General features: G+C 70.4%; 21 protein-coding genes and 1 pseudogene. 9 read left to right on the top strand and 13 right to left on the bottom strand.

What is annotated here, in order from left to right:
- Positions 1–169: 169 nt before the first annotated feature.
- Together ACFYWM_RS38250 and ACFYWM_RS38245 are read right to left on the bottom strand one after the other, a co-directional pair.
- Positions 170–742: a sigma factor-like helix-turn-helix DNA-binding protein gene (locus ACFYWM_RS38250; RefSeq protein WP_389924621.1), complete on the bottom strand. Its 573-nt coding sequence runs from the start codon at positions 740–742 to the stop codon at positions 170–172.
- Between the two features lie 197 nt (positions 743–939).
- Positions 940–1,965, bottom strand: coding sequence for a patatin family protein (locus ACFYWM_RS38245; RefSeq protein ID WP_389924619.1), 1,026 nt, complete (start codon positions 1,963–1,965; stop codon positions 940–942).
- 427 nt (positions 1,966–2,392) lie between these two features.
- On the opposite strand from ACFYWM_RS38245, the gene ACFYWM_RS38240 reads away from it, so the two are divergent.
- On the top strand, positions 2,393–2,617 hold the full coding sequence (locus ACFYWM_RS38240; RefSeq protein WP_389924617.1) for a hypothetical protein: 225 nt from the start codon (positions 2,393–2,395) through the stop codon (positions 2,615–2,617).
- A 1,103-nt stretch (positions 2,618–3,720) separates the two neighbouring features.
- Here ACFYWM_RS38240 and ACFYWM_RS38235 read toward each other — a convergent pair.
- Both ACFYWM_RS38235 and ACFYWM_RS38230 read right to left on the bottom strand, forming a co-directional pair.
- Complete coding sequence (locus tag ACFYWM_RS38235; RefSeq protein WP_389924657.1) at positions 3,721–5,979, bottom strand: ATP-binding protein; 2,259 nt, start codon at positions 5,977–5,979, stop codon at positions 3,721–3,723.
- A gap of 291 nt (positions 5,980–6,270) precedes the next feature.
- Positions 6,271–6,930 (bottom strand): annotated as a pseudogene (locus ACFYWM_RS38230) (BTAD domain-containing putative transcriptional regulator); the annotation flags it as partial.
- Between the two features lie 168 nt (positions 6,931–7,098).
- Here ACFYWM_RS38230 and ACFYWM_RS38225 point away from each other — a divergent pair.
- Positions 7,099–7,599 carry a hypothetical protein gene (locus ACFYWM_RS38225; RefSeq protein ID WP_389924614.1) on the top strand — a complete coding sequence of 167 codons (501 nt, stop codon included), beginning with the start codon at positions 7,099–7,101 and terminating at the stop codon, positions 7,597–7,599.
- Positions 7,600–7,705: 106 nt separating this feature from the next.
- On the opposite strand, the gene ACFYWM_RS38220 is transcribed toward ACFYWM_RS38225, so the two are convergent.
- The 3 genes from ACFYWM_RS38220 to ACFYWM_RS38210 are packed head-to-tail and all read right to left on the bottom strand — an operon-like array spanning position 7,706 to position 8,735.
- Positions 7,706–7,876, bottom strand: coding sequence for a hypothetical protein (locus ACFYWM_RS38220; RefSeq protein ID WP_389924612.1), 171 nt, complete (start codon positions 7,874–7,876; stop codon positions 7,706–7,708).
- Positions 7,873–8,292, bottom strand: coding sequence for a hypothetical protein (locus tag ACFYWM_RS38215; RefSeq protein WP_389924609.1), 420 nt, complete (start codon positions 8,290–8,292; stop codon positions 7,873–7,875). Before ACFYWM_RS38215 ends, ACFYWM_RS38220 begins: the two co-directional genes overlap by 4 nt.
- Complete coding sequence (locus ACFYWM_RS38210) at positions 8,292–8,735, bottom strand: serine hydrolase domain-containing protein (RefSeq protein ID WP_389924606.1); 444 nt, start codon at positions 8,733–8,735, stop codon at positions 8,292–8,294. Before ACFYWM_RS38210 ends, ACFYWM_RS38215 begins: the two co-directional genes overlap by 1 nt.
- Positions 8,736–8,935: 200 nt before the next feature.
- On the opposite strand from ACFYWM_RS38210, the gene ACFYWM_RS38205 reads away from it, so the two are divergent.
- From ACFYWM_RS38205 to ACFYWM_RS38190, 4 genes are all read left to right on the top strand, one after another.
- Positions 8,936–9,619 carry a BTAD domain-containing putative transcriptional regulator gene (locus ACFYWM_RS38205; RefSeq protein WP_389924604.1) on the top strand — a complete coding sequence of 228 codons (684 nt, stop codon included), beginning with the start codon at positions 8,936–8,938 and terminating at the stop codon, positions 9,617–9,619.
- A 23-nt stretch (positions 9,620–9,642) separates the two neighbouring features.
- The gene (locus tag ACFYWM_RS38200; protein WP_389924602.1) at positions 9,643–10,611 is read left to right on the top strand and encodes a tetratricopeptide repeat protein; all 969 of its coding nucleotides are present in this window, start codon (positions 9,643–9,645) and stop codon (positions 10,609–10,611) included.
- The gene (locus ACFYWM_RS38195) at positions 10,611–10,934 is read left to right on the top strand and encodes a hypothetical protein (protein WP_389924599.1); all 324 of its coding nucleotides are present in this window, start codon (positions 10,611–10,613) and stop codon (positions 10,932–10,934) included. The genes ACFYWM_RS38200 and ACFYWM_RS38195 overlap by 1 nt, the downstream gene beginning before the upstream one ends.
- 174 nt (positions 10,935–11,108) lie before the next feature.
- On the top strand, positions 11,109–12,005 hold the full coding sequence (locus tag ACFYWM_RS38190; protein WP_389924596.1) for an NAD(P)-dependent oxidoreductase: 897 nt from the start codon (positions 11,109–11,111) through the stop codon (positions 12,003–12,005).
- 45 nt (positions 12,006–12,050) lie between these two features.
- Here the strand turns inward: ACFYWM_RS38190 and ACFYWM_RS38185 are convergent, their stop codons facing one another.
- The 4 genes from ACFYWM_RS38185 to ACFYWM_RS38170 all read right to left on the bottom strand — a co-directional run bounded on the left by ACFYWM_RS38185 (position 12,051) and on the right by ACFYWM_RS38170 (position 14,976).
- Entirely contained in the window at positions 12,051–12,926 is an 876-nt protein-coding gene (locus ACFYWM_RS38185; protein WP_389924594.1) for an AraC family transcriptional regulator, read from the bottom strand.
- A gap of 47 nt (positions 12,927–12,973) precedes the next feature.
- On the bottom strand, positions 12,974–13,699 hold the full coding sequence (locus ACFYWM_RS38180) for an SDR family NAD(P)-dependent oxidoreductase (protein WP_389924591.1): 726 nt from the start codon (positions 13,697–13,699) through the stop codon (positions 12,974–12,976).
- A gap of 1 nt (position 13,700) precedes the next feature.
- Positions 13,701–14,450 carry an exo-alpha-sialidase gene (locus tag ACFYWM_RS38175; protein WP_389924588.1) on the bottom strand — a complete coding sequence of 250 codons (750 nt, stop codon included), beginning with the start codon at positions 14,448–14,450 and terminating at the stop codon, positions 13,701–13,703.
- A 277-nt stretch (positions 14,451–14,727) separates the two neighbouring features.
- Positions 14,728–14,976, bottom strand: coding sequence for an alpha-L-rhamnosidase C-terminal domain-containing protein (locus tag ACFYWM_RS38170; protein ID WP_389924586.1), 249 nt, complete (start codon positions 14,974–14,976; stop codon positions 14,728–14,730).
- Between the two features lie 57 nt (positions 14,977–15,033).
- Here ACFYWM_RS38170 and ACFYWM_RS38165 point away from each other — a divergent pair, with 57 nt between their 5' ends.
- The 3 genes from ACFYWM_RS38165 to ACFYWM_RS38155 all read left to right on the top strand — a co-directional run bounded on the left by ACFYWM_RS38165 (position 15,034) and on the right by ACFYWM_RS38155 (position 17,053).
- Positions 15,034–15,318, top strand: coding sequence for a hypothetical protein (locus ACFYWM_RS38165; RefSeq protein WP_389924582.1), 285 nt, complete (start codon positions 15,034–15,036; stop codon positions 15,316–15,318).
- 255 nt (positions 15,319–15,573) lie between these two features.
- Complete coding sequence (locus tag ACFYWM_RS38160; protein ID WP_389924580.1) at positions 15,574–16,077, top strand: hypothetical protein; 504 nt, start codon at positions 15,574–15,576, stop codon at positions 16,075–16,077.
- A 298-nt stretch (positions 16,078–16,375) separates the two neighbouring features.
- The gene (locus ACFYWM_RS38155) at positions 16,376–17,053 is read left to right on the top strand and encodes a hypothetical protein (RefSeq protein ID WP_389924577.1); all 678 of its coding nucleotides are present in this window, start codon (positions 16,376–16,378) and stop codon (positions 17,051–17,053) included.
- 64 nt (positions 17,054–17,117) lie between these two features.
- Here the strand turns inward: ACFYWM_RS38155 and ACFYWM_RS38150 are convergent, their stop codons facing one another.
- Together ACFYWM_RS38150 and ACFYWM_RS38145 are read right to left on the bottom strand one after the other, a co-directional pair.
- A complete protein-coding gene (locus ACFYWM_RS38150; RefSeq protein WP_389924574.1) occupies positions 17,118–17,780 on the bottom strand; it encodes a response regulator in 663 nt (220 codons plus the stop codon).
- Positions 17,777–18,907 carry a sensor histidine kinase gene (locus tag ACFYWM_RS38145; protein ID WP_389924571.1) on the bottom strand — a complete coding sequence of 377 codons (1,131 nt, stop codon included), beginning with the start codon at positions 18,905–18,907 and terminating at the stop codon, positions 17,777–17,779. Before ACFYWM_RS38145 ends, ACFYWM_RS38150 begins: the two co-directional genes overlap by 4 nt.
- Positions 18,908–18,938: the final 31 nt, after the last annotated feature.

The raw sequence follows: 18,938 nt of genomic DNA, 5'->3' as shown, positions 1-18,938 counted from the left end.
GTGCTCCTTGCTCGGACGACACCGGGCCGGGCTGCAGCGGCGGTGACCGGTGAGCCCGTCACCGCCTCGACCCGCCCCCGTACGGCGATGTGACCGGCGGCGACCGTGATGTGCGTCACAGGCGAGACGGCGGGCAGGCCGATCGCCGCGATCCGCCTGCCCGCCGCTGTCAGCCGAGGACGGCCAGTTCGAGCCGGACGAGGCGATCGGGTTCGGCGATGACGTCGATGGCGGTGATGAGGTCGTCGACGATCGTGAAGGTGAGTGCCACCCGCAGACGAGCCCGGGGAGCCATCACCAGGCCGACGGCGCCGTCGAGGAGGGCGGGTCCGGTGAACCGGGCCCGCCCCATGGCGGCCATCGCGCCCCTGGCGACGTGCTCGGCCCCGGCCACCGTGACGGGTCCGGCGCTCAGCATGACCGCCCTGTCCGCCCGGAGCGTGACCTCGGGGTGCAGCAAGGTGATCAGCGCCCGGAAATCCTGGCCGCGAGTGGCCGACAGGAAGGCCTCGACGATCTCCCGCCGAGGGGTCAGATCGGCGTGCGGCGCGGGTGCGGCGCCCCTGACCCGGCGACGCGCACGACTGGCCAACTGCCGGCCCGCCTGCGGCGATCGCTCCAGCAGGGCGGCGATCTCCTCGAACGGCACGGCGAACAGATCGTGCAACACGAAGGCGAGCCGCTCGGCCGGGCCCAGGGTGTCGAGCACCACCAGCAGCGCCACCCCCACCGAGTCGGCCATCTCCGCCTCCCGCCCGGGATCACCCGCCGCCGCGGAGCCGAGCAGCGGATCGGCCGCCCGGACGTCTGACCAGCGCCGACAGGGAAAGATACTTTCCGGCACACCACCCCGTGGAGGAAGCCATGACGTCCGGACGAGCTGCTTCGCTGACCCGCTTCCCCTCCCGGCGCGCGCCGCTCGCGCCTACGCCACGGCCCTCAGCCGCCGAGAGGCCGCAACAGACGATCGACAGCCACGCGACCGGCTTCCAGCGCGGCCTTGAGGGGCTTACCGTTGCGGGTGAGGCGGCCGACACGCGGGGCGTCGGGCCCGGGACGCACGGACAACACCGCCGGAACCCGGCCGTCGGCAGAGGGGCCGGGCATCGGCGGCACAGCTTGGTCGTAGCGCGCGAGCAGCGCGTCGTCGTGCAGCAGGCGGTGGCCACGCGTGAGGAAACTCCGGTGCAGTTCCTCAGGATGGCGGCGCAGAACGGTCGCGGCGATCAGACGTGCCCCGTAGGACGGACGCGCGCCGGGCCCGGCGACCGGTACTCCGATTCCGGCCACGGGCGCGGGACGAGACCGCAGGACAAGAACATGGCTGGCGCCCTGCGCCAGAGCGGTGCGATAAGGGACGGACTCGGCCAGTCCCGCGTCGTAATAGAGCCGCCCTGCCAGCTCGACGGGCGGACCGGCCAGGAACGGCAGCGCGGCACTGGCTCGCAGCGCCAACCGCAGTTCTGCGGGACCACTCAGATGCGGGCGCAGATCGGTGGACAGCCCGGTGCGGACATCGGTGGCGAGCGGGTGATACTCGACCGGGTTGGCCAGGACGGCGTCGAAGTCCATCCGGGCCACCTCGCGGTACAGGCGCTCGACGAGGTTGTGCACATCGACCACCGGCCGGCCGCGCAGCAGGTTGGAGGGGCGGATCATCTGTCTCGCGTAGACGGGTTCGGCCCAGCCGCTCAGCTGCTCGGGGGTTCCGCTGAGCAGCCAGGCCGCCGTGATGGCCCCCGCCGAGGCTCCGTAGACCGCGTCGAAGGCGTGTGTCACCCCGCTTTCGTACAGGGCCAGGGCCATACCCGCGGAGATCGTGCCGCGCATGCCGCCACCCTCGATGGCCAGGGCCACCCGGTGGCCGTCCTGGCGCTCCCCCGGGCGGCTGCCGTGGCGGACCCGGTCGGCCAGGACGCGCAGTACCTCATGCCGGCCGGGCTCGATCACCGGTTCGCCTCGCATGTGCCATTCTCCTTTCGCGGCGCCGGTCATGGTGCCGCGGCATCGTCACCGGACAGGTAGGGACGGGCCTGAGCCCAGACGCCCCGATCGGGCCGGACGGCCCTGAGCCGTCCCCGCCCCCGGTGGCGTCGCATGATGGTGACATGGCCGGGCCGGGCGGCGAAATCGCGCAGGGCCTGGCCGGCTCGTGGCCGGGCCGTCAGGGCACGGGAGGGCACGGGAGGGCACGGTGATGCCCGCCGCGACGCCCATCCGTCGCCGCCGCCCCGGCCATCCCGGCCCCATCACACTGCGTCACCTTTCCCCGCCAACCGCCTGACGCCGGGAACCGGAATTTCAAAAGATGGTCTTGCATATCGGTGATCGCTAGTCAAAGATCAATGTGCAGCGGCAATTCCCCACGGGGGTCTACAGGAAGGTCCAAAGCATGAGTCTCATGAAAAGAGCGGTCGTCGGCCTCGCCAGCTTCGCAATCGCCGGAACGGTCCTATCCTTTGGGGGCGTAGCCCACGCCGAAAGCAAGTTCTACGGCGGTTACTCCGACGCCGGCACCTGCAACTACTGGAGGTACGCGGTCAGGGACTCCGGATACCAGGTGACAGCCTGTACCTGGTCGCAGCCCAACAAGTGGCACTTCACCGCCTGGCGGTAGCACCCGCGACGGACCCGCGGTGAACCACGCGCCGGTCCAAGGGCCCGGCCCCCTCAAGGGGCCGGGCCCTTCACGCGTCCCGGGCGGTGCGTGACGGCCCTTCCGGCTCCCGCAACATCACCCCGAGAACCGACCCGCCCGCCACACACCAGACGGCGTCGGACGCCGGGAAGGTCCGGCCACCGAAGGAGGACGCCGGACTCGCCGGTGAACCCACCCTCCCGGACGTCACGGCCGGAGCGATAGTACGCCCAGGTCAAACACCAGATCACCTCAGAGGGATGCCCGCAAGAACGACACCGGGCACACCCCGGGCCACCAGGTGGCCAAGCGCGATCAGGCCGGGGCGACAAGACCCGCCAGACCCTCGTCGCGGCCACCGGGCGGGCCCCTGCCGCCCCGGCCGCCCACCCGCCCCTCCTGACGAGATCAGCGCCCCACCGGCCGCCGCCCGCGACACCGCGATCCGGCGGCGACTCCCGGAGACGCCCGCGGCCACCACCGCGAGACCACCCCCGCCCCCTTCGGGAAAGCGGTGCGAGCCGGAGCCGCCGCACCGCCGGCGAACACACAGCGTCACCGCGAAACCTTGCGGGAACGACAACCGGCACCCCTCCGATAAGCGAGCTTACCGATCGGAAAACCGGATCGAATTGGACTGTTCCAAAGCTTCCCCGGCGATTAACCGGAGCCATTCCCATTCGGCTGCGAATTCGAGAAAATCGAATTCACCAGGAGGAACAGGGAGGTTCGGCTTCCGCCCGGAGATCTCGCCCGCAGCGGAAACGACGAATGGACCGATTAACCTTTGTGGAACGAACGCACGAGCCCCCCGCCGTCCCGGCCGGACCCCACCGAGGGTAAGCGACAGTGACGGATCTCCCCGCGCAGCCGACCTCCCCGCCGGCCTGCGGCGGATACGCGGGTTCACCGGCGAGGCACCTCATGCCAGGACGGCGCCTCCTGCCCTCCGGAGTGAAGACGAAAGTGCCTTCGAACGGCCCCCCAAGGGATGTGACGCCGGCATCGAAGACGACCGCCCCCGCCCCCCCGCGACCGTCCTCGAACGCAACCGCCCTCCGCCGTCGAACACGGCGAAACCCTCACCCCAGAGCACGGACCAGGGACTCGGCCCTGCGACGGTCATACGGTGCGGCCAGACGTTCAGCGGCCACCACCGCCCGCTCGGCCGCCCGCAGGGCCTGCCTGCGCCCGCCCGACACCGCCCGGACCAACGCCAGAGCCCAGCCGATCCGGGCACCGGCCCCGGGATTGCGAGCCGCGTACCGGGAAAGATGCCCAAGCAGAACACAAGCCACGCCCCGATCCCGCCCCGCCTCCCACAACACCTCCGCGAGACCGGTCCAACACTCCAACATGCCAGGCTGCACCACCGGCAACCGCCCGGCCAGCACCAACGCCTCGGCCAGCACCACCGGCGCCCGCGCCGGATCCAGCCGAGCCTCGATGGCCAGCAGACGCAACTCCTGAATCGTGCGGCCCGCCGGACTGTCACGCAAACCGATCTCCCTGGCATGCGTACGCCGCCGCTCATGCGAAGCCCGAGCCGCCACCAGCAACTCCCGGACCCGCTCCACCGGCACCCCGTCCAGACGCAACAACGCCTCGGCCCGGCCGGTCAGACACCAATGACGACCGATGTCGTCACCCACCCGCGCGACCGCCAGCTCCTCCGTCTGCGCGTACCCCACAGCCGCCACCGCGAACTTCCCCTGCCACAACGCGGTCTCGGCCAGCATGCCGGAACAGCTCTCCGCCACCCGCGGATCGATCGTCCGCGACCGCCCCCGCACGAACGACCGCCTGGCATCCTCGAAACGACCCGCGTGCAACAGATCGATCCCACGAGCCAGCCACGCCCGATGCACAGCCTCATCCGGATGCTCCACACCCGAAAGCGCCCGATCCGCGAGCCCCCCATAGCGAGCGGCGAGACGATGACGACCGGCCAGACGAGCGATGGTGGCGAAATTCGCGTACGACTCGGCGCACAAAGCACGGTCGCCACCACGATCAGCGGCATTGAGCTGACGCAGCGAGGTCACCAGCATCACCGGCAGATCCTGCCGGTGATAGGCCAACCTGGCGAGCAAGGTCAACACCTGCGCCACCTCGGCCTCCTCCACCCCACCCGCACGCGATCCGGGCAGCAAACGGCGAGCGGCGGTGACCGGCAGCAGACGATGAGCCACCTGACAGGTGGCGGCACCCAGCAAAGCCGCCACCAGACCCGCACGAGTGGCGGGCAGCGACCCACCCAGCGTCTCAAGAGCGGCACAGGCCAGCCGGGCGGCGGCACGCTCCCTGGCGAGCTGATGAGAACTCACCGCGGCCATCCGCAGCAGACGAGCCCGCGACCCCGCATCCCCCGAAAGACCGTCAAGATACTCGCCGACGACCGCCACCGACTCCTCGTACAACCGCAACCGCAAACACAACGTCCAATAATGATCCAGAAAACGCGGCTGCCCGGACACCCGCCAGGCCAGGCGAACATTGTCCATCTCCACACCGAGCACACGCACGACCTCATCATCCGAACCATCCTGAAGCGCACCGGCGTGCCCCTCGAGAAGACGGGCGTAATGGCGAGCATGCCGCTCACCCACCCCCGGATCCTCCACATGGGCGGCGGCAAGATGCTGGATGACAGGATGAAGGGTGTACCGGCCGGACGAAGTGAGCTGTAACACGCTGTGATCGACCAGATCGACCAGCACCTCAGGGCCGACCCCGGCGACCTCCAGGGCCGCACGCAACGTACAACCACCACCGAACACCGACAACGCCGCCAGCGCCGCCCGCCTCGCCGGATCGAGCAACCGCCAGGACGTCTCGAAGACCGTGCGCATACTCGCGTGCCTGGACCGCACCGCAGGCCCGGCCGCACACAGCAACCCCGTGTCCACTCCCAGCCGCTCGGCCAGATCCGCGCACGGCACGGCACGCAACAGACCCGCCGCCAACTCGATCGCCAACGGCAACCCGCCGAGCGCGGCACAGATCGCGGCCACCAGCGAACCCTCACGCTCGGCGTCGAACCCCGGCCGGGCCTTGAGCGCCCGCGCGACGAACAACGCCTCGGCGGCCGGCGCCGCAAGCCCCTCCACCACCACGACCACCTGACCCGGCACGACCAGCCGCCTCCGGCTGGTCGCCAGCACCCGCACCCCCGGCGCCTCCCGCAGGATCTGCGCGATCACCCCGTCGAAGGACGGCAGATGCTCCAGATTGTCGAGCACCAGCAACATCGAACGACCGGCGAGGGCAGCGAGCAGCAACTCGGCCGCGGGCCGCGGCGGCGACAGATCCACACCGAGCCGACGCGCGAGCGTCGTCACAGCCGCCTCCGCCCGCACCCCAACAAAAGACACAAACGCGACATCCCCCCAGGGGGAGGAGACATCGCGCCCACCAACCCCCTCGAAAGACAAAGACGCACCCCCCGCCACGGCAACGGCCAACCGCGTCTTACCGATCCCACCCGGACCCGACAACGTCACCAGACGCTCCCCAGACAACAGAACACGCAAGCGACGCACATCACACTCACGACCCACCAACTCCGACCCCGGAACCGGCAAAGCAGCCCGGCGAGCGACCACAGGCCGAGGCGTAAGATCCCGGCGAAGCGCACGAGTCTCGAACGCGGGATCCACCCCCAACTCCCGCGCCAACCGCAGACGCAACTCCTCATAGCACGCCAGAGCCGCCGCCCGATTCCCGACACCGGCCAAAGAGGCGATCAACACCCGATGCGCCTCCTCATCGTAGGGATCCAGCTCCGTCACAATCCTGGCCAACCCCACGACATGCTCACACGCGGCAGGCCCAGCACGCACCAGCAACTCACGCAACACCAACCGAGCCCGACGCCGCTCCCCCTCCAACCACCCCGCGAACGCCGGCGCGTCCCCGAAGGAAAGACCCTCAAGAAACTCCCCACGCCACAACTGAAGCGCCCGCGCCACCGTCGGATCCCCAACCAACTGCCAGTAATCCACGAAACAACCATCACCGACACGAAACCCGACATGATCACGAGTGATGTCCAGCCAACCCCCCACGTCCCTACGCAACTCCGACAACGCCAACCGCAAACTCCCCCTGGCATTGGCGTCAGGACGCTCACCCCACAACAACCCCGCCAACTCCGCCCGCGAACGCACCCCTGGCGTCGCCACGAGATAACAAAGAAGCGCCCGGGCCTTGGCGGAACGAATCCGCACCGGCCTCCCCCCGACAGCCAGCTCAGGCGTGCCGAGCAGCAGCAGGCTGAAGGAATCTGCCATACGAAGACAGTAAACGCGCCCCCGCCACCCGGCTATGCCAGAAGACACGCCCATCATGCGCCCCACGCCCTTGACCTGCGATCTAACGATGTGCTCACGCCACCTCCGCGACCCTGATGCCGCGTTTCACGACAGCCGCGAAACGCCAGTGTCTCCAGGAGGAGCAACATGCACTCTCGTAAGACGATCGCCGCACTCGCCCTGGCCACAGGCCTGCTGGCGCCCACGGCGTTGACCACGACCCCGGCGGCCGCCACAACCGCCACAACCGCCACAGCCGGCTCGTGCCGCGTGGAACTGTACGACGTCGACGCCGGCAACGTGGCCGACCGAGACGGCCGAGACGAGATCCGCTTCCTGGTCGACGGGAACCTCTTCCCCAGGATCAACGCCAACTACTTCGGCATGAACGCCGGTGGCGACGGGGACCCCGGCGACTTCGAAGACCCGACCTCCATCATCCTGAGCAGCCAGGACGTGGACTTCGACCTGCGCGAGACCGACGGCCCGGTCTGGGGACAGGGCGACCTGCTCGGCACGGTGACCGCCCTCGGCAGCACATGCGCCGGACTCACCACTGGCGCCACCAGGACCATCACCAGAACCCTCACCGGGAACGAGCAGACGGCCTACTCGTACGTGGTCAGCCTCGAGATGACCGCCCTGTAACCGCCCCGGAGCCGAGGCCGCGCCGCCACCCGCGGGACGGCGCGGCGAGAGCTCCGACGACCGGCCCGGCGACGGCCCGGCCCGACACCAGACCGGGCCGTCACTGTCAGGTCACCCAGAGCGACAGCCCAAGTACGGGAGAAAGGAATAGTGAGGTGTTGAGGTGCTGCTCAGAGGATTCGCTGGCGTCGGCCGCACCGGCCGGCCATACCTCGACGGCGGCGCCAATGCGCCGGGTCACGCCGATACGGAGGTCGATGGCGGGCGGCATGCTCACGCACCAACGGAAACACCGAACTCCGCCTCGACGACTTTGAACATCAGGTCCCAAGACTTCCACTCGGTGTTGGTATACACGGCGACGGTGTGCCGGCCATCGCGAGTGCCGACCACGAAGAAATACGAGCCCCAGAGACTACCGCCGACGCCGCGCAGCGCCAGGCCGCCGGTCACCTGCTCGTCGAACTCGAACACCCCCAGGCCGTAGCGGGCGTACGGCATCCAGTAACCGCCCTCAGTCGAGACCGTGGTCCACATCCGCCGGTGCTGTGCGGGCGGCAGCAGGCTGCCGGTGATCATCGCGTTGAAGAAGCAGATCATGTCCGTCGTGGTGGAGACGACATTACCGGCCGCATACCCCAGGGAGGAGTCGAACTCGGTGACGTCCAAAGGCGGCAGACCGGGCTCCTCCATCAACGACTCCCAATTCTCCACGGTGACCACGGCCGGATCGGCGCCGTCCTCGAAGAACTGATGAGAGTAACCTCGCGGGTGCGGGTGGCGTAACGATGGCTGACCTCCGGAGCCAGGCCGGTGGCGAACAGGCCGCTGGTATTGCTGAGCAGATGCCTGATCGTGATCTTGTCGCCGTCGTAGCCGTTCACGTCCAGCACGCCGGGCAAATGGGCGTTGACCATGTCATCGAGACTGAGGCCGCCCTCGGCCTCCAAAGCCAGAAGCGTCGCGGACGTGAAACCCTTGCCACTGCTACCGGCATGAAAGTACTCACCCGGCACACACGGGAAGCCGGTTTCGAGGTCGGCCACGCCGGCGGTACCGAACCAGGTGCCATCGCCATCCTTGACCTCGGCGACGATGCCGGGAACACCACCCTCGGCCACCGACCAGTCAAGCACCCGCCGCACGTTCCCATGAGCTGCCATCGCACTACCCTTCGGACGTTTCTCCCGTACGCCCTCCACGATGCCCACCGGCACTTACATGCCTCTTAGAACGCCCTTTCAGCCGATGGGGAGAACACCCACGCGGGGGCACCCTCAACGCACTGCACGGGCTGACACATCGACTGCGCAAAGCCCTGGGCGAAGCCGAGACCGTGGAGAAGACCACCGGCGGATACCGCCTGCACGTACGCGCCGAGGACGTCGACGCCTACCGGTTCGAGGAGAAGGCGAAACGGGGTGGTCACGAACTGGCCACGGGCGACGTGCGCCGAGCAGCCTCCCTGCTGGACGAGGCACTGGCACTCTGGAGAGCAGACGCACTGGCCGACGTGCGCGACACCCCCTTCGCCGCCACAGCCGGCGCGCGACTGGACGAGCTACGAGTCACGGCCAAGGAAGACCGCTTCGAGGCGGAGCTACGACTGGGCCACCACGACAAGATCCTGGCCGACATGACGGCGACGGCCACCGATCACCCACTACGCGAACGGCTGGCCGCACTACGCATGCGAGCATTACACGCCGCAGGCCGCCAATCCGACGCGCTGACCGTGTTCGACCAGGTCCGCACCACCCTCGCCGAGGAACTGGGCATCGACCCCTCCCAAAACCTCCACAAGACGTACCTCGCCATACTGCGGGGCGAACAAGAACACCCCCAGGCACGACAGACCCGGCCGCACGCGGCACCAGGACGCCTACCCGCCCAGCTGACCAGCTTCGTCGGCAGACAGCCGCCCGAATATCAACATTTCCGGCACGGACAGGTATCGCCGCGATCGAAGCGGTCTGCGCGGACAAAACGCTCCCCGCCAACGAGATCATCTACCTCCTGAACTCCCTCATCGACAAATCCATCGTGGAACGCGCCGACGACGGCTACCGGATGCTGGAAACCATCCGGGCACACGCGGCAGAAAAGCTCCGACTCACAGGAGAGACCGACACCCTCCTACACAGGCTCACCCGGTACTTCGCAGACCTGGCCGACGAACACGAGCCACTGCTGCGCTCGGACAAGCAGGCGGAATCACTCCGGCTGTTCCAGGCCGAGTATGACAACCTGACATACGCCCCGCAAACAGCCATCGACGAAGACGACGCCGAAACCGCGGCCCGGATACTCGGACCGCTGTACTGGTACTGGGTCATGCTCCACTACGACGCCCGGGCCGAAACCTACATCGCCAAGGTCACCCAGTTCGGCGACGCACTGCCCGCCGACGCCCGCGCCGCGTTCACCGCGATCCACCTGACAGGCGTCGAAGGCGGGCCGATCACCGACCACGAACGGCTCCACACGCTCATCACCGACTGCGCACGCACCGGCGCACTACGCCGCTACCCGATGCTGCTCACGACAGTGCTGGTGATGGCGGCGACACTCGGACTGGACGAACTGCTCGACCAAGAGATCGCCCAGGTACGCAGCGGCCCGGACCGCTGGGCGATCGCCTGCACCTTCATGATCGAAGCCATGCGCCATCGCGAACAGGGCGACCAGGAGAACTCAGCGACCGCGATGACCACGGCACTACGCTTGTTCGAGGAGACAGGCGATCGGTGGTGGACGGCGAAGGCACTGTACGGCCTGGCCCAGATCCACGCCATCACCGGAGACCACCACCAGGCGATCACCGCCTACCAGCACAGCCTCGCGATCGCCACCGACCTCGGCTCCCAGGACGAGGTCTCCACCCGCCTCGGGCTCGCCACGGAACGCATACGCGCCGGCCACCTGGCCGGCGCAAGGCGCGACATCGACACCGCCGAACGAACGGCCTGGCGGCGTGGCCAGCCGGCGACGCCGTACGCGCCCGCCAGCTGATGCCCCGCGCCGTCGAGGCGGCACAGGCGATCATGGATGCCCCCCTGGCCGCCCAACTCCTGGCCAGGCTACTGTCGCTGGAGGACGATCCGGCAGGCGCGGCCACCGCGCTCGGCCTGAGTCAGGCCATCCGCGGCGCCTTCGACCACGGCGACACCGAACTGCGCCGCCTCTCGGAGACGCTCACGAAGTCGCTCGGCCGTACCGACTACCACAGCGCCTATGAACGGGGCGCCGGCCTGACCCTACACGAGGCCACCGATAAGTCCAGGCACAGGTCGGCGCAGTCCGACAGCACCCAGCGAGCCCTTGCTTGTGGGTGATGAGTCTTCAGTCCCCTGTAAATGATCTTGAACTTCCGGCCACCGCCTTTACAATGTAGATTTATTAGAAGCGATACACAGGCTGCCCGCACAATCGTTCAAGACCGCTGCCGCCACCTGCCGCTACAACTGTCCTGCCGGTGCTCCGCCGTGGGGCGCGGCGGAGGTGGGCGGATGGACGTCGGTTTTCTCGGTCTCGGGCTCATGGGCCGGCCCATGGCGCTCAACGCGGCCCGGGCGGGCACACCCCTCATCGTCTGGAACCGCTCCCCCGGCCGGTACGACGACCTGCGCGCGGCCGGCGCGAAAGTGGCGGCGAGCCCCGCCGAGGTGTTCGGACGGGCCCGCGTGGTGATGCTGATGCTGGCCGACGAGACCGCGATCGACGCCGTGCTGCAACGCGGGACACCACGGTTCTCGGCGAACGTCACCAGGCACGTCATCGTCCACATGGGGACCACCGCGCCCGGCTACTCGGCCGCGCTGGAGGCCGACGTCCGCGCCGCCGGAGGGAGCTACGTCGAGGCTCCGGTCTCGGGGTCACGCGGACCCGCCGAGGCCGGGCGGCTGGTGGCGATGCTCGCCGGGGAGCCGGAGGCCGTCGAGGAGGTCCGGCCGCTGTTCCGGCCGATGTGTCACGAGACGGTCGTGTGCGGCGCCGTCCCCTCGGCGGCACTGACGAAACTCGCGGTCAACCTGTTCCTGATCACCATGGTGAGCGGTCTCGCCGAGACCGTGCACTTCGCCGAACGGCACGCCCTCGACCCGGACGTGCTCCTGCGCGTGCTCGGCGCCGGGCCGATGGCCAGCGCCGTCTCCCGCACGAAGGCCGTCAAGCTGGCCGAGCGCGACTTCAGCCCCCAGGCGGCGATCGCCGACGTGCTGAAGAACAACCGGCTGATCGCGGAAGCCGCCCGCGGCTCGGGGACGGCCACTCCCCTGCTGGACGTCTGCCTCGCCCTGTTCGGCGAGACCCTGGCGCTGGGACACGGCGGGGCGGACATGGCGGCCGTCATCCACGCCGTCGAGGCCAGGACCTCCCGGCCGCCCGCGGGACGCGGTGACGGCTGACCCTCCGGCTACCGCCGCGGCCCGCGAGGTCCCGCGCGGCCGGGGTCACGGTCCGGCGAGCGCCGCGGTCCAGACCGCCGGAGTCAGCCCGTACGCCCGCTTGAACATCCTGGTCAGGTGGCTCTGGTCGGCGAAACCCGCCTCCAGCGCCGCCTCGCGCGGCGGCGTGCCACCGCGCAGCAGCCGCCGCGCCCGGTCCAGCTGCCGCATCGTACGGAAACGGGTCGGGCTGGTACCGAACACGGCGCGGAACTGGCGGGCGAGCGTCCACCGGTCCAGCCCCGAGAGCCGCTCCAACTCCTCGGCGGAACGCCTCACGGCCGGGTCGTCGGCGATCAGCTCGCGTACGCGCGACAACGCCTCCAACGCCGGCGCGGACCGCCTCGCCGGGCGGGCGGCGGAGTGTTCCTCCAGCGTGTCCGCGACCAGCAGCCCCAGGTCGATCCGATCGAGGTCGTCGAGCGGCTCGTCGATGTGGCGCAGCCACTCCCACAGCGGGGAACGTGCCTCGCCCCGCCTCACGACCGGGTCGGCGACGAACGGCAGCGGCCGCCCGCCCAGCGCCTGCTGCACGAGGAACGGATCGACGTAGAGGATGCGGTAGCCGAAGCCCTCGTCCGTGCCCGGCATGCCGTCGTGCACCTCGTCGGGATGCAGGACGTGCCAGTCTCCGGGCAGGCAGTGGCGCAGCTCGCCCCGGTAGCGGAAGGTCTGCACACCCGCCAGGGTCACCCCGATCGCGTAGGTGTCGTGCCGGTGCGGCGCGAACCCCTCACCGACCAGCGACGCCTCAAGACGCTCGATCCCCGCGGCACCGGAGCCGAACCGCAGCCGATGCCCGCCCACCCCCGCGGTCAGGTGGCCCCGCAGCCCGTCAAGGCCGCCCGCCCGGCCCCCCTCACCACGACACCGCCCCGTCATCGGCCCAGGCTAACCCCCACGATCTCGACCGTGCGAGAACCGCCGGTTCACAGTGACGCCCCGGCGCACATCACCAGGTGCTGGCCGGTGATCGCGCCCTCCTCCGGGCCGAGCAGGAAGGAGATCAGCCCCGCGACCTCCTCGGGTCTGACGAACCGGCCCAGCGGCGGAACCCGTGGCGGGGTGGAGGCGCGTCCGGGATCTCGGAGCATGGGGGTGTCGGTGGGCCCCGGAGCCACCACGTTGACGGTGATGTCGCGCGGCGCCAGCTCCATGGCCCAGGAACGGGACAGCCCCGCCAGCGCGGCCTTGGTCGCCGCGTACTGGCTCTTGCCCGCCGCGCCGGCCATCGTACGGCTTCCGACCAGCACGACACGGCCACCGGGACGGATGGCCTCGGCGAGGGCGTCCACCAGGACGGTCGCGGCCTCGACGTGGACCCGCCACATGAGGGCGCCGTCGCGCGCCGAGAGGCGTCCGAGTTTCGCGGAGCGCTGCACGCCCGCCGCGTGGACGACGGCGTCCACGGCGCCCACCTCCGCCGCCGCGGCGCCCAGCCGGTCGTGGTCGGTCACGTCGACCTGGATCCAGGAGCGGGTGGAGGTGTCCTCGCGGTGCTCCGGGGGGCGCGTACGGCTCATCCCGGTGACGTTCCAGCCCTCGCGGAGCAGGCGGGCGGCCACCGCCCGGCCGATGCCGGAGCTGGCCCCGGTCACCACCGCGTGCCGCGGACCGCCCGGCGCCCGTCCGGCCTCACCCGTGTCCCCGGACATGTCAGGCACGAGCCGCCCAGTCAGGTCGTACCCGGACGTACTTGATGACGCGGCGATGGCAGGTGAAGACGATGTGCAGGTCGCCGTCGGAGGTCTCCTGGAGGGACGGGTAGGAGAACTCCTGGTTGAGCCCGTCACGGGAGTTGTTGGTCATGCAGTACCCGTCGCCCACCTCCAGGTCACGGCGGACCGGCCAGGTGAGCCCTCCGTCGCCGGACAGCGCGAGGGTCATCGGCGCACGCGGGGCGCCCCAGAACGCGGCCCGCTCGCCGGGGCCGGTAGGCGCCGGTTCCTCACCGGCCGGTTCAACCGTCCCGGCCGGACTCGCCGGGGTCGCGGCGAGGCCGTCGTCGTCGATCTCGTCGTAGAGGGACACCCTGCGCCCGGTGGCGTCCGCCGCGCCGGCGGCGTTGAACACCAGCGCCAGCCGCCCGTCACGCAGCACGACGTACTGGATGGAGGAGTTGTTGTTGGGCAGCCCGGTGGCGGCGGGGACGCTCCAGGTCTCCCCCTCGTCCCGCGACCGGCTCGCGTGGATCGAGTCCGCCCACCGGCTCCGGAACAGCGCCAGGAGCGTGCCGTCGGCCAGGAGGTGGACGTTCATGTGGACGTGACCGGTGCTCCGCGGGACGGGTTGTTCGCGCCGGCTCAGGAGATCCTGCCAGGGTAGGAGGGGTTGGCGAACAGGCAGGCGACGATGACCCACCACCTCGGCAGATGTACGGCCCCGCCACACGGCGGGGCCGTACATCTGCCGTCAAGGGATCGTGTCCGGCCACGTGGCTCCGGAGATTCCCGGCCGTCCTTCGCCGGGACTCACATGCGGTCCCCTGGACCTGACCGGTTGTTGGCGGGCTGCTCATGACAGCCAGCATGCAGGGTTGACGCAGCGTCAGGGTCAAGTCCTCCGGCAGATTCGTGTGTCTGGCGGCGACAGTGGGCGACGACGATATGGGTGCCACCGTAGGTGGCACCCATACCGTGCCCGTCAGGGCGGAACGGCGGGCGCTTCGATCAGCGCCCCGGCGTTATCTCACGACGAAGACGAAGTCGTCGCCGGAGGGGACCGAGTAGACGGAGTGGCCTCCTTCGACACGCTCGAAGGTCGCCCTGTGCGGGGCGATCACCGTCTGCCGGTCGGTGGTGGGGACCCGGACCTCCGCCGTGGTGTTCGGGGGAACCGTGATCTTCAGCTTGAAACGGTCGTCGGACTTGGTCCAGGAGCTCTTGGCGAGGCCGCGAGGCGTCGTGTAGCTGCCCCACTCAGCGTTCGTCATCCCGCCCAGGTCCTGCGCCTCGCCCTCGTCATCGCCCTGGCATCGACCACCGGCGCGGTGCTGTCCGCTCCCACCGCGCTCGCCGCCGCCTACCGCTCGGCCACCTCCTCAGGCTGGGGCCCCAGCCCGGAGGCGGGAAGGAGCGCCGCCGAGGGCAACGCCCGCGCCGCGCTGAACCAGCAGGCCGCCGCGGCGGGCGAGGTCTGCTCGGGCGTGTCCGCCACCACCAGGCACCTCTACACCGCGCCCGACGGTTCGGCGTGGATATACGAGGCGACCGCGTCGGGCGACTGCGTGGTACCGCCGCCGGCGCCGTCCGCCGTGGCCGCCGGAACGCGATGACCGGCCGTGGAGGCCGGAGGGGCCGGGAGCCCGGGGATCGGCCGGTGACGCCCGCCGGCCGCCCGGGCGCGTCACGCGAACCTGGTGATCGCCTGACCGTGCGGGTCCGGGCGAGCGGCGTCCCGTCCGGCGCTGTAGGTACTTGGACCGGTAGCGGGCGCGCATTTCAGCACAGAGCGGAGGGCGGCGAGGCGGTTTCCTTGGGTCATCGGCCCGACGGGGGCCGGGATCACCGAATCGAAGGACTGGATGAAAATGCGTCGTCACATCGCCGCCCTCGCCCTCACCGTCGCCGGTTTAGCCGGCATGGTGTCCCTGTCCGCTCCCGCCCAGGCGGCCGCGCCGATCAACGTGACCGTGAGCCTCGGCGGCCTGTCGGTCACCGGCACGACCGTGTCCGACCTGATCACCCTGGCCGAGGGCACCGGTGGCGCCATCAGGGTGACCGGGGTGGGCGTCACCTCCACCGACAGCGACTGCCAGCCGATCTCCGGCGGGGTCAGCTGCAACAACGCCAGCACGATCATGGTCAACATGCGCCAGGGCGACGACATCGTCAACAACGACACCGTCAACCGGTTCACCGAGATCTTCGGCTCGGCCGGCAACGACACCCTGTGGGGCGGCAGCGGTCGCGACGTCCTCGTCGGCGGTACCGGCGACGACTTCCTGCACGGCCGTGGCGGCAACGACACGACCGACGGCGGCGCCAACACCGACAACTGCACCGGTGAGACCGAGGAGAACTGCGAGATCTGAGCGACCGGCCTCACGGGAGCGGGCCGGTGGCGGGCCGGGCGTCCAGCGGGACGCCCGGCCCTTTTCGCGCCCGGCTTTTTAGCGCCCGGCTTTTTCGCGTTCGCCCCTTTTCGCGGCCGGCCTCACCGGCGGCCCGCCTCGACAGGCGTGCCGGACACAGGTGGTCAGCGCCTGGACGAGTCCGTCTGTCCGGGGAGGGTCGATATGATCTTCCCGGATGGGAAAGAGAGCAAGGGTGACCACGAGCGCCGGCAGCGAGATCGACAACGGTGACGATCGGCGCGTCCGAGGAGCCGCCGTGAACGACGCGATCGGACCTGAACACCACGTAGGGACCGCCGACGCCGCGGCACTGCGGGCACGGCTGCGGCACGTCCACTGGATCGGCGGCGGGAGCGGCGCGGGCAAGTCGACCATCGCCGGGCGCATAGCGGCCCGCCACGGTCTGCGGCTCTACGCGACCGACGAGGTGATGTCGGATCACGCCGGCCGGAGCACGCCCGAGGACAGCCCGTTCCTGAGCGCGTTCAAGGCCATGGACATGGACGAGCGATGGGTCGGCAGATCTCCGGAGACCATGCTCGAGACGTTCCACTGGTTTCGCGGGGAAGGCTTCCACCTGATCGTCGAGGACCTCCTGCGCCTCCCGAGGGACCCCCGCGTGGTCGTCGAGGGCTTCCGGCTGCTGCCACACCTCGTGAAGCCCCTCCTCACCACGCCGGACCAGGCCGTCTGGCTCCTCCCGACGCCCGGCTTCCGCCGGGCGGCGATCGACAGCAGGGGCTCGACCTGGGACATCGCCCGCAGGACCGGTGATCCGGACAGGGCCCTGCGTAATCTGCTCGAACGCGATCGGATGTTCACCGAACACCTTCGCGAGCGGACGAAGTCCCTCCGGCTGCGCGTCATCGAGGTCGACACCACGATGACCGAGGACGACCTGGCCGGGCGGGTGACGGCGACGTTCGGGCTGTGAGCCGGGACGTCACGGCCCCCGCCGGTTCGTCTCGCCCTCCTGGAACGCGGGCGACGGGGAGATGTCAGGAGCCGTACGGGACCACCAGGCCGGATTCGTAGGCGAAGACCACGAGCTGTGCGCGGTCGCGGACGCGGAGCTTGGCCATGGCCCGGTTGACGTGGGTCTTCGCGGTCAGCGAGCTGATCACCATCCGCTCGGCGATCTGGTCGTTGGACAGGCCCCGCGCGACCAGGGCGACGGCCTCGCGCTCGCGGTTGGTCAGCCCCGCCAACCCGGCGTCCGCTCCGGCGTGAAGGGGCTGGGCGACGTACCGGTCGATCAGCTTGCGGGTGATCGACGGTGCGAGCAGGGCGTCACCGCGGGCGGCGACGCGCACGGCGTGCAGGAAGTCCTCCGGCACGATGTCCTTGACGAGGAACCCGGCCGCGCCGGCGCGCAGCGCGTCGAGGACGTACTCGTCCAGGCCGTAGTTGGTCAGGATGACGACGTGCACCCCGGCCAGGGCCGGGTCCGCGGCGATACGCCGGGTCGTCTCGATGCCGTCCATGACCGGCATCTGGACATCGACGAGAGCGACGTCGGGCAGATGTTCCCTGGCCAGGGCCAGACCCTCCATCCCGTCGCCGGCCTCGGCCACCACCTCGATGTCGTCCTCGAGGTCGAGGAGCGCGCGAAATCCGCCGCGCAGGAGAGGCTGGTCGTCGACCAGCAGGACACGGATCACGACACCTGGTCCACGGGGAGTTCGGCGTGCACGGTGAAGCCCCCCTCGCCGCGCGGCTCCGCCCGCAACCGGCCGCCGAGAGCGGTGACCCGTTCGCGCATCCCGAGCAGCCCGACGCCGCCGCCCGCCGGAACGGCATCCGGTGTGGCCCTGCCGTCGTCGTCGACGCGGACGGTGAGGGCGCCGGGACGGTAGCCGATCCGGACCGACGCCGTGGCGGCGTCCGCGTGACGGGCGACGTTGGTGAGCGACTCCTGAACGATCCGGTAGACGGTCCGGCCCACCGCGGCCGGCACGTCGTGTCGTTGTCCCTCGACCGTCAACGTCGCGTCCAGGCCGGTCGCCCGAGCCCGTTCCACCAGTTCCGCGACGTGGTCAAGGCCACGCGGCGGGCCCGTACGGTCCTCACGCAGCGCCTCCAGGGTCGCGCGCAGCTCCCGGGCCGCCTCGCGTCCGGCCTCCCGGATCGCCAGCAGGGCCTCCGGTACCGGCTCCCCCCGCTTGCGGGCCGTGTGGACGGCGACCTCGGCCTGCACCTTGATGACCGAGATCTGGTGGGTGAGCGAGTCGTGCAGCTCCCGCGCGATGTGCAGCCGCTCCTCGTCGGCACGGCGCCGTGCGGTCTCCTCCCGGGTGCGCTCGGCCTCCTCCGCCCGCCGCTCGGCCTGGCGCAGCGCCTCGCCCGCGGCACCGGCCGCGATCAGCCAGGCCACCTCCAGGGCGCCCCTGGCCTGCGCGAACGCCTCGCCCACCTCGTGCAGGCCCGAGGCCAGGGCCGCGAGGGGAAGGGCGGCCAGCATGGCCACGCTCGCCGCCACCGTGACGGCGCGGTGTCCCGCCCGTACGGCCGCGTACACCGCGAACAGGTACGCGACGGCGGGCACGTCGAGACCGGCGGCCTGGTAACCCGCCGCGCACAGCCCGGTGACGGCCAGGACGGGGAGCGGGGCCCGGCGGCGCGCGGCCAGCGCCAGGCCGCCCGCCGCCAGCAGCGCGTAGCCGAGCAGGTCCGCTCCCGTGGCCGGGCGCTGCCCGGACAGGGCGGTGACCAGCAGCGTCGCCGTCACACCGACGGCGATCGCCCAGTCGGTGACAGCGGCCCGGACACCGGGCCGTCCTGTGCTCATGCGCGCAACCTACCCGGATGCCCGCGCGGGC

Origin of the sequence: Streptosporangium sp. NPDC002721 (genome assembly GCF_042888905.1) — a bacterium.
Taxonomy (GTDB): Bacteria; Actinomycetota; Actinomycetes; order Streptosporangiales; family Streptosporangiaceae; genus Streptosporangium.
The sequence above is the reverse complement of the archived record's forward strand: the minus strand, read 5'-3'. Positions and strand labels throughout refer to the sequence as shown.

Excerpts from the sequence above, each read along its gene's own strand:
- ACFYWM_RS38250 (WP_389924621.1), bottom strand. The coding sequence starts at position 742 with ATGGCCGACTCGGTGGGGGTGGCGCTGCTGGTGGTGCTCGACACCCTG.
- ACFYWM_RS38245 (WP_389924619.1), bottom strand. The coding sequence starts at position 1,965 with ATGCGAGGCGAACCGGTGATCGAGCCCGGCCGGCATGAGGTACTGCGC.
- ACFYWM_RS38240 (WP_389924617.1), top strand. The coding sequence starts at position 2,393 with ATGAGTCTCATGAAAAGAGCGGTCGTCGGCCTCGCCAGCTTCGCAATC.
- ACFYWM_RS38225 (WP_389924614.1), top strand. The coding sequence starts at position 7,099 with ATGCACTCTCGTAAGACGATCGCCGCACTCGCCCTGGCCACAGGCCTG.
- ACFYWM_RS38215 (WP_389924609.1), bottom strand. The coding sequence starts at position 8,292 with ATGGAGGAGCCCGGTCTGCCGCCTTTGGACGTCACCGAGTTCGACTCC.
- ACFYWM_RS38195 (WP_389924599.1), top strand. The coding sequence starts at position 10,611 with ATGCCCCGCGCCGTCGAGGCGGCACAGGCGATCATGGATGCCCCCCTG.
- ACFYWM_RS38190 (WP_389924596.1), top strand. The coding sequence starts at position 11,109 with ATGGACGTCGGTTTTCTCGGTCTCGGGCTCATGGGCCGGCCCATGGCG.
- ACFYWM_RS38185 (WP_389924594.1), bottom strand. The coding sequence starts at position 12,926 with ATGACGGGGCGGTGTCGTGGTGAGGGGGGCCGGGCGGGCGGCCTTGAC.
- ACFYWM_RS38180 (WP_389924591.1), bottom strand. The coding sequence starts at position 13,699 with ATGTCCGGGGACACGGGTGAGGCCGGACGGGCGCCGGGCGGTCCGCGG.
- ACFYWM_RS38175 (WP_389924588.1), bottom strand. The coding sequence starts at position 14,450 with ATGTACGGCCCCGCCGTGTGGCGGGGCCGTACATCTGCCGAGGTGGTG.
- ACFYWM_RS38170 (WP_389924586.1), bottom strand. The coding sequence starts at position 14,976 with ATGACGAACGCTGAGTGGGGCAGCTACACGACGCCTCGCGGCCTCGCC.
- ACFYWM_RS38160 (WP_389924580.1), top strand. The coding sequence starts at position 15,574 with ATGCGTCGTCACATCGCCGCCCTCGCCCTCACCGTCGCCGGTTTAGCC.
- ACFYWM_RS38145 (WP_389924571.1), bottom strand. The coding sequence starts at position 18,907 with ATGAGCACAGGACGGCCCGGTGTCCGGGCCGCTGTCACCGACTGGGCG.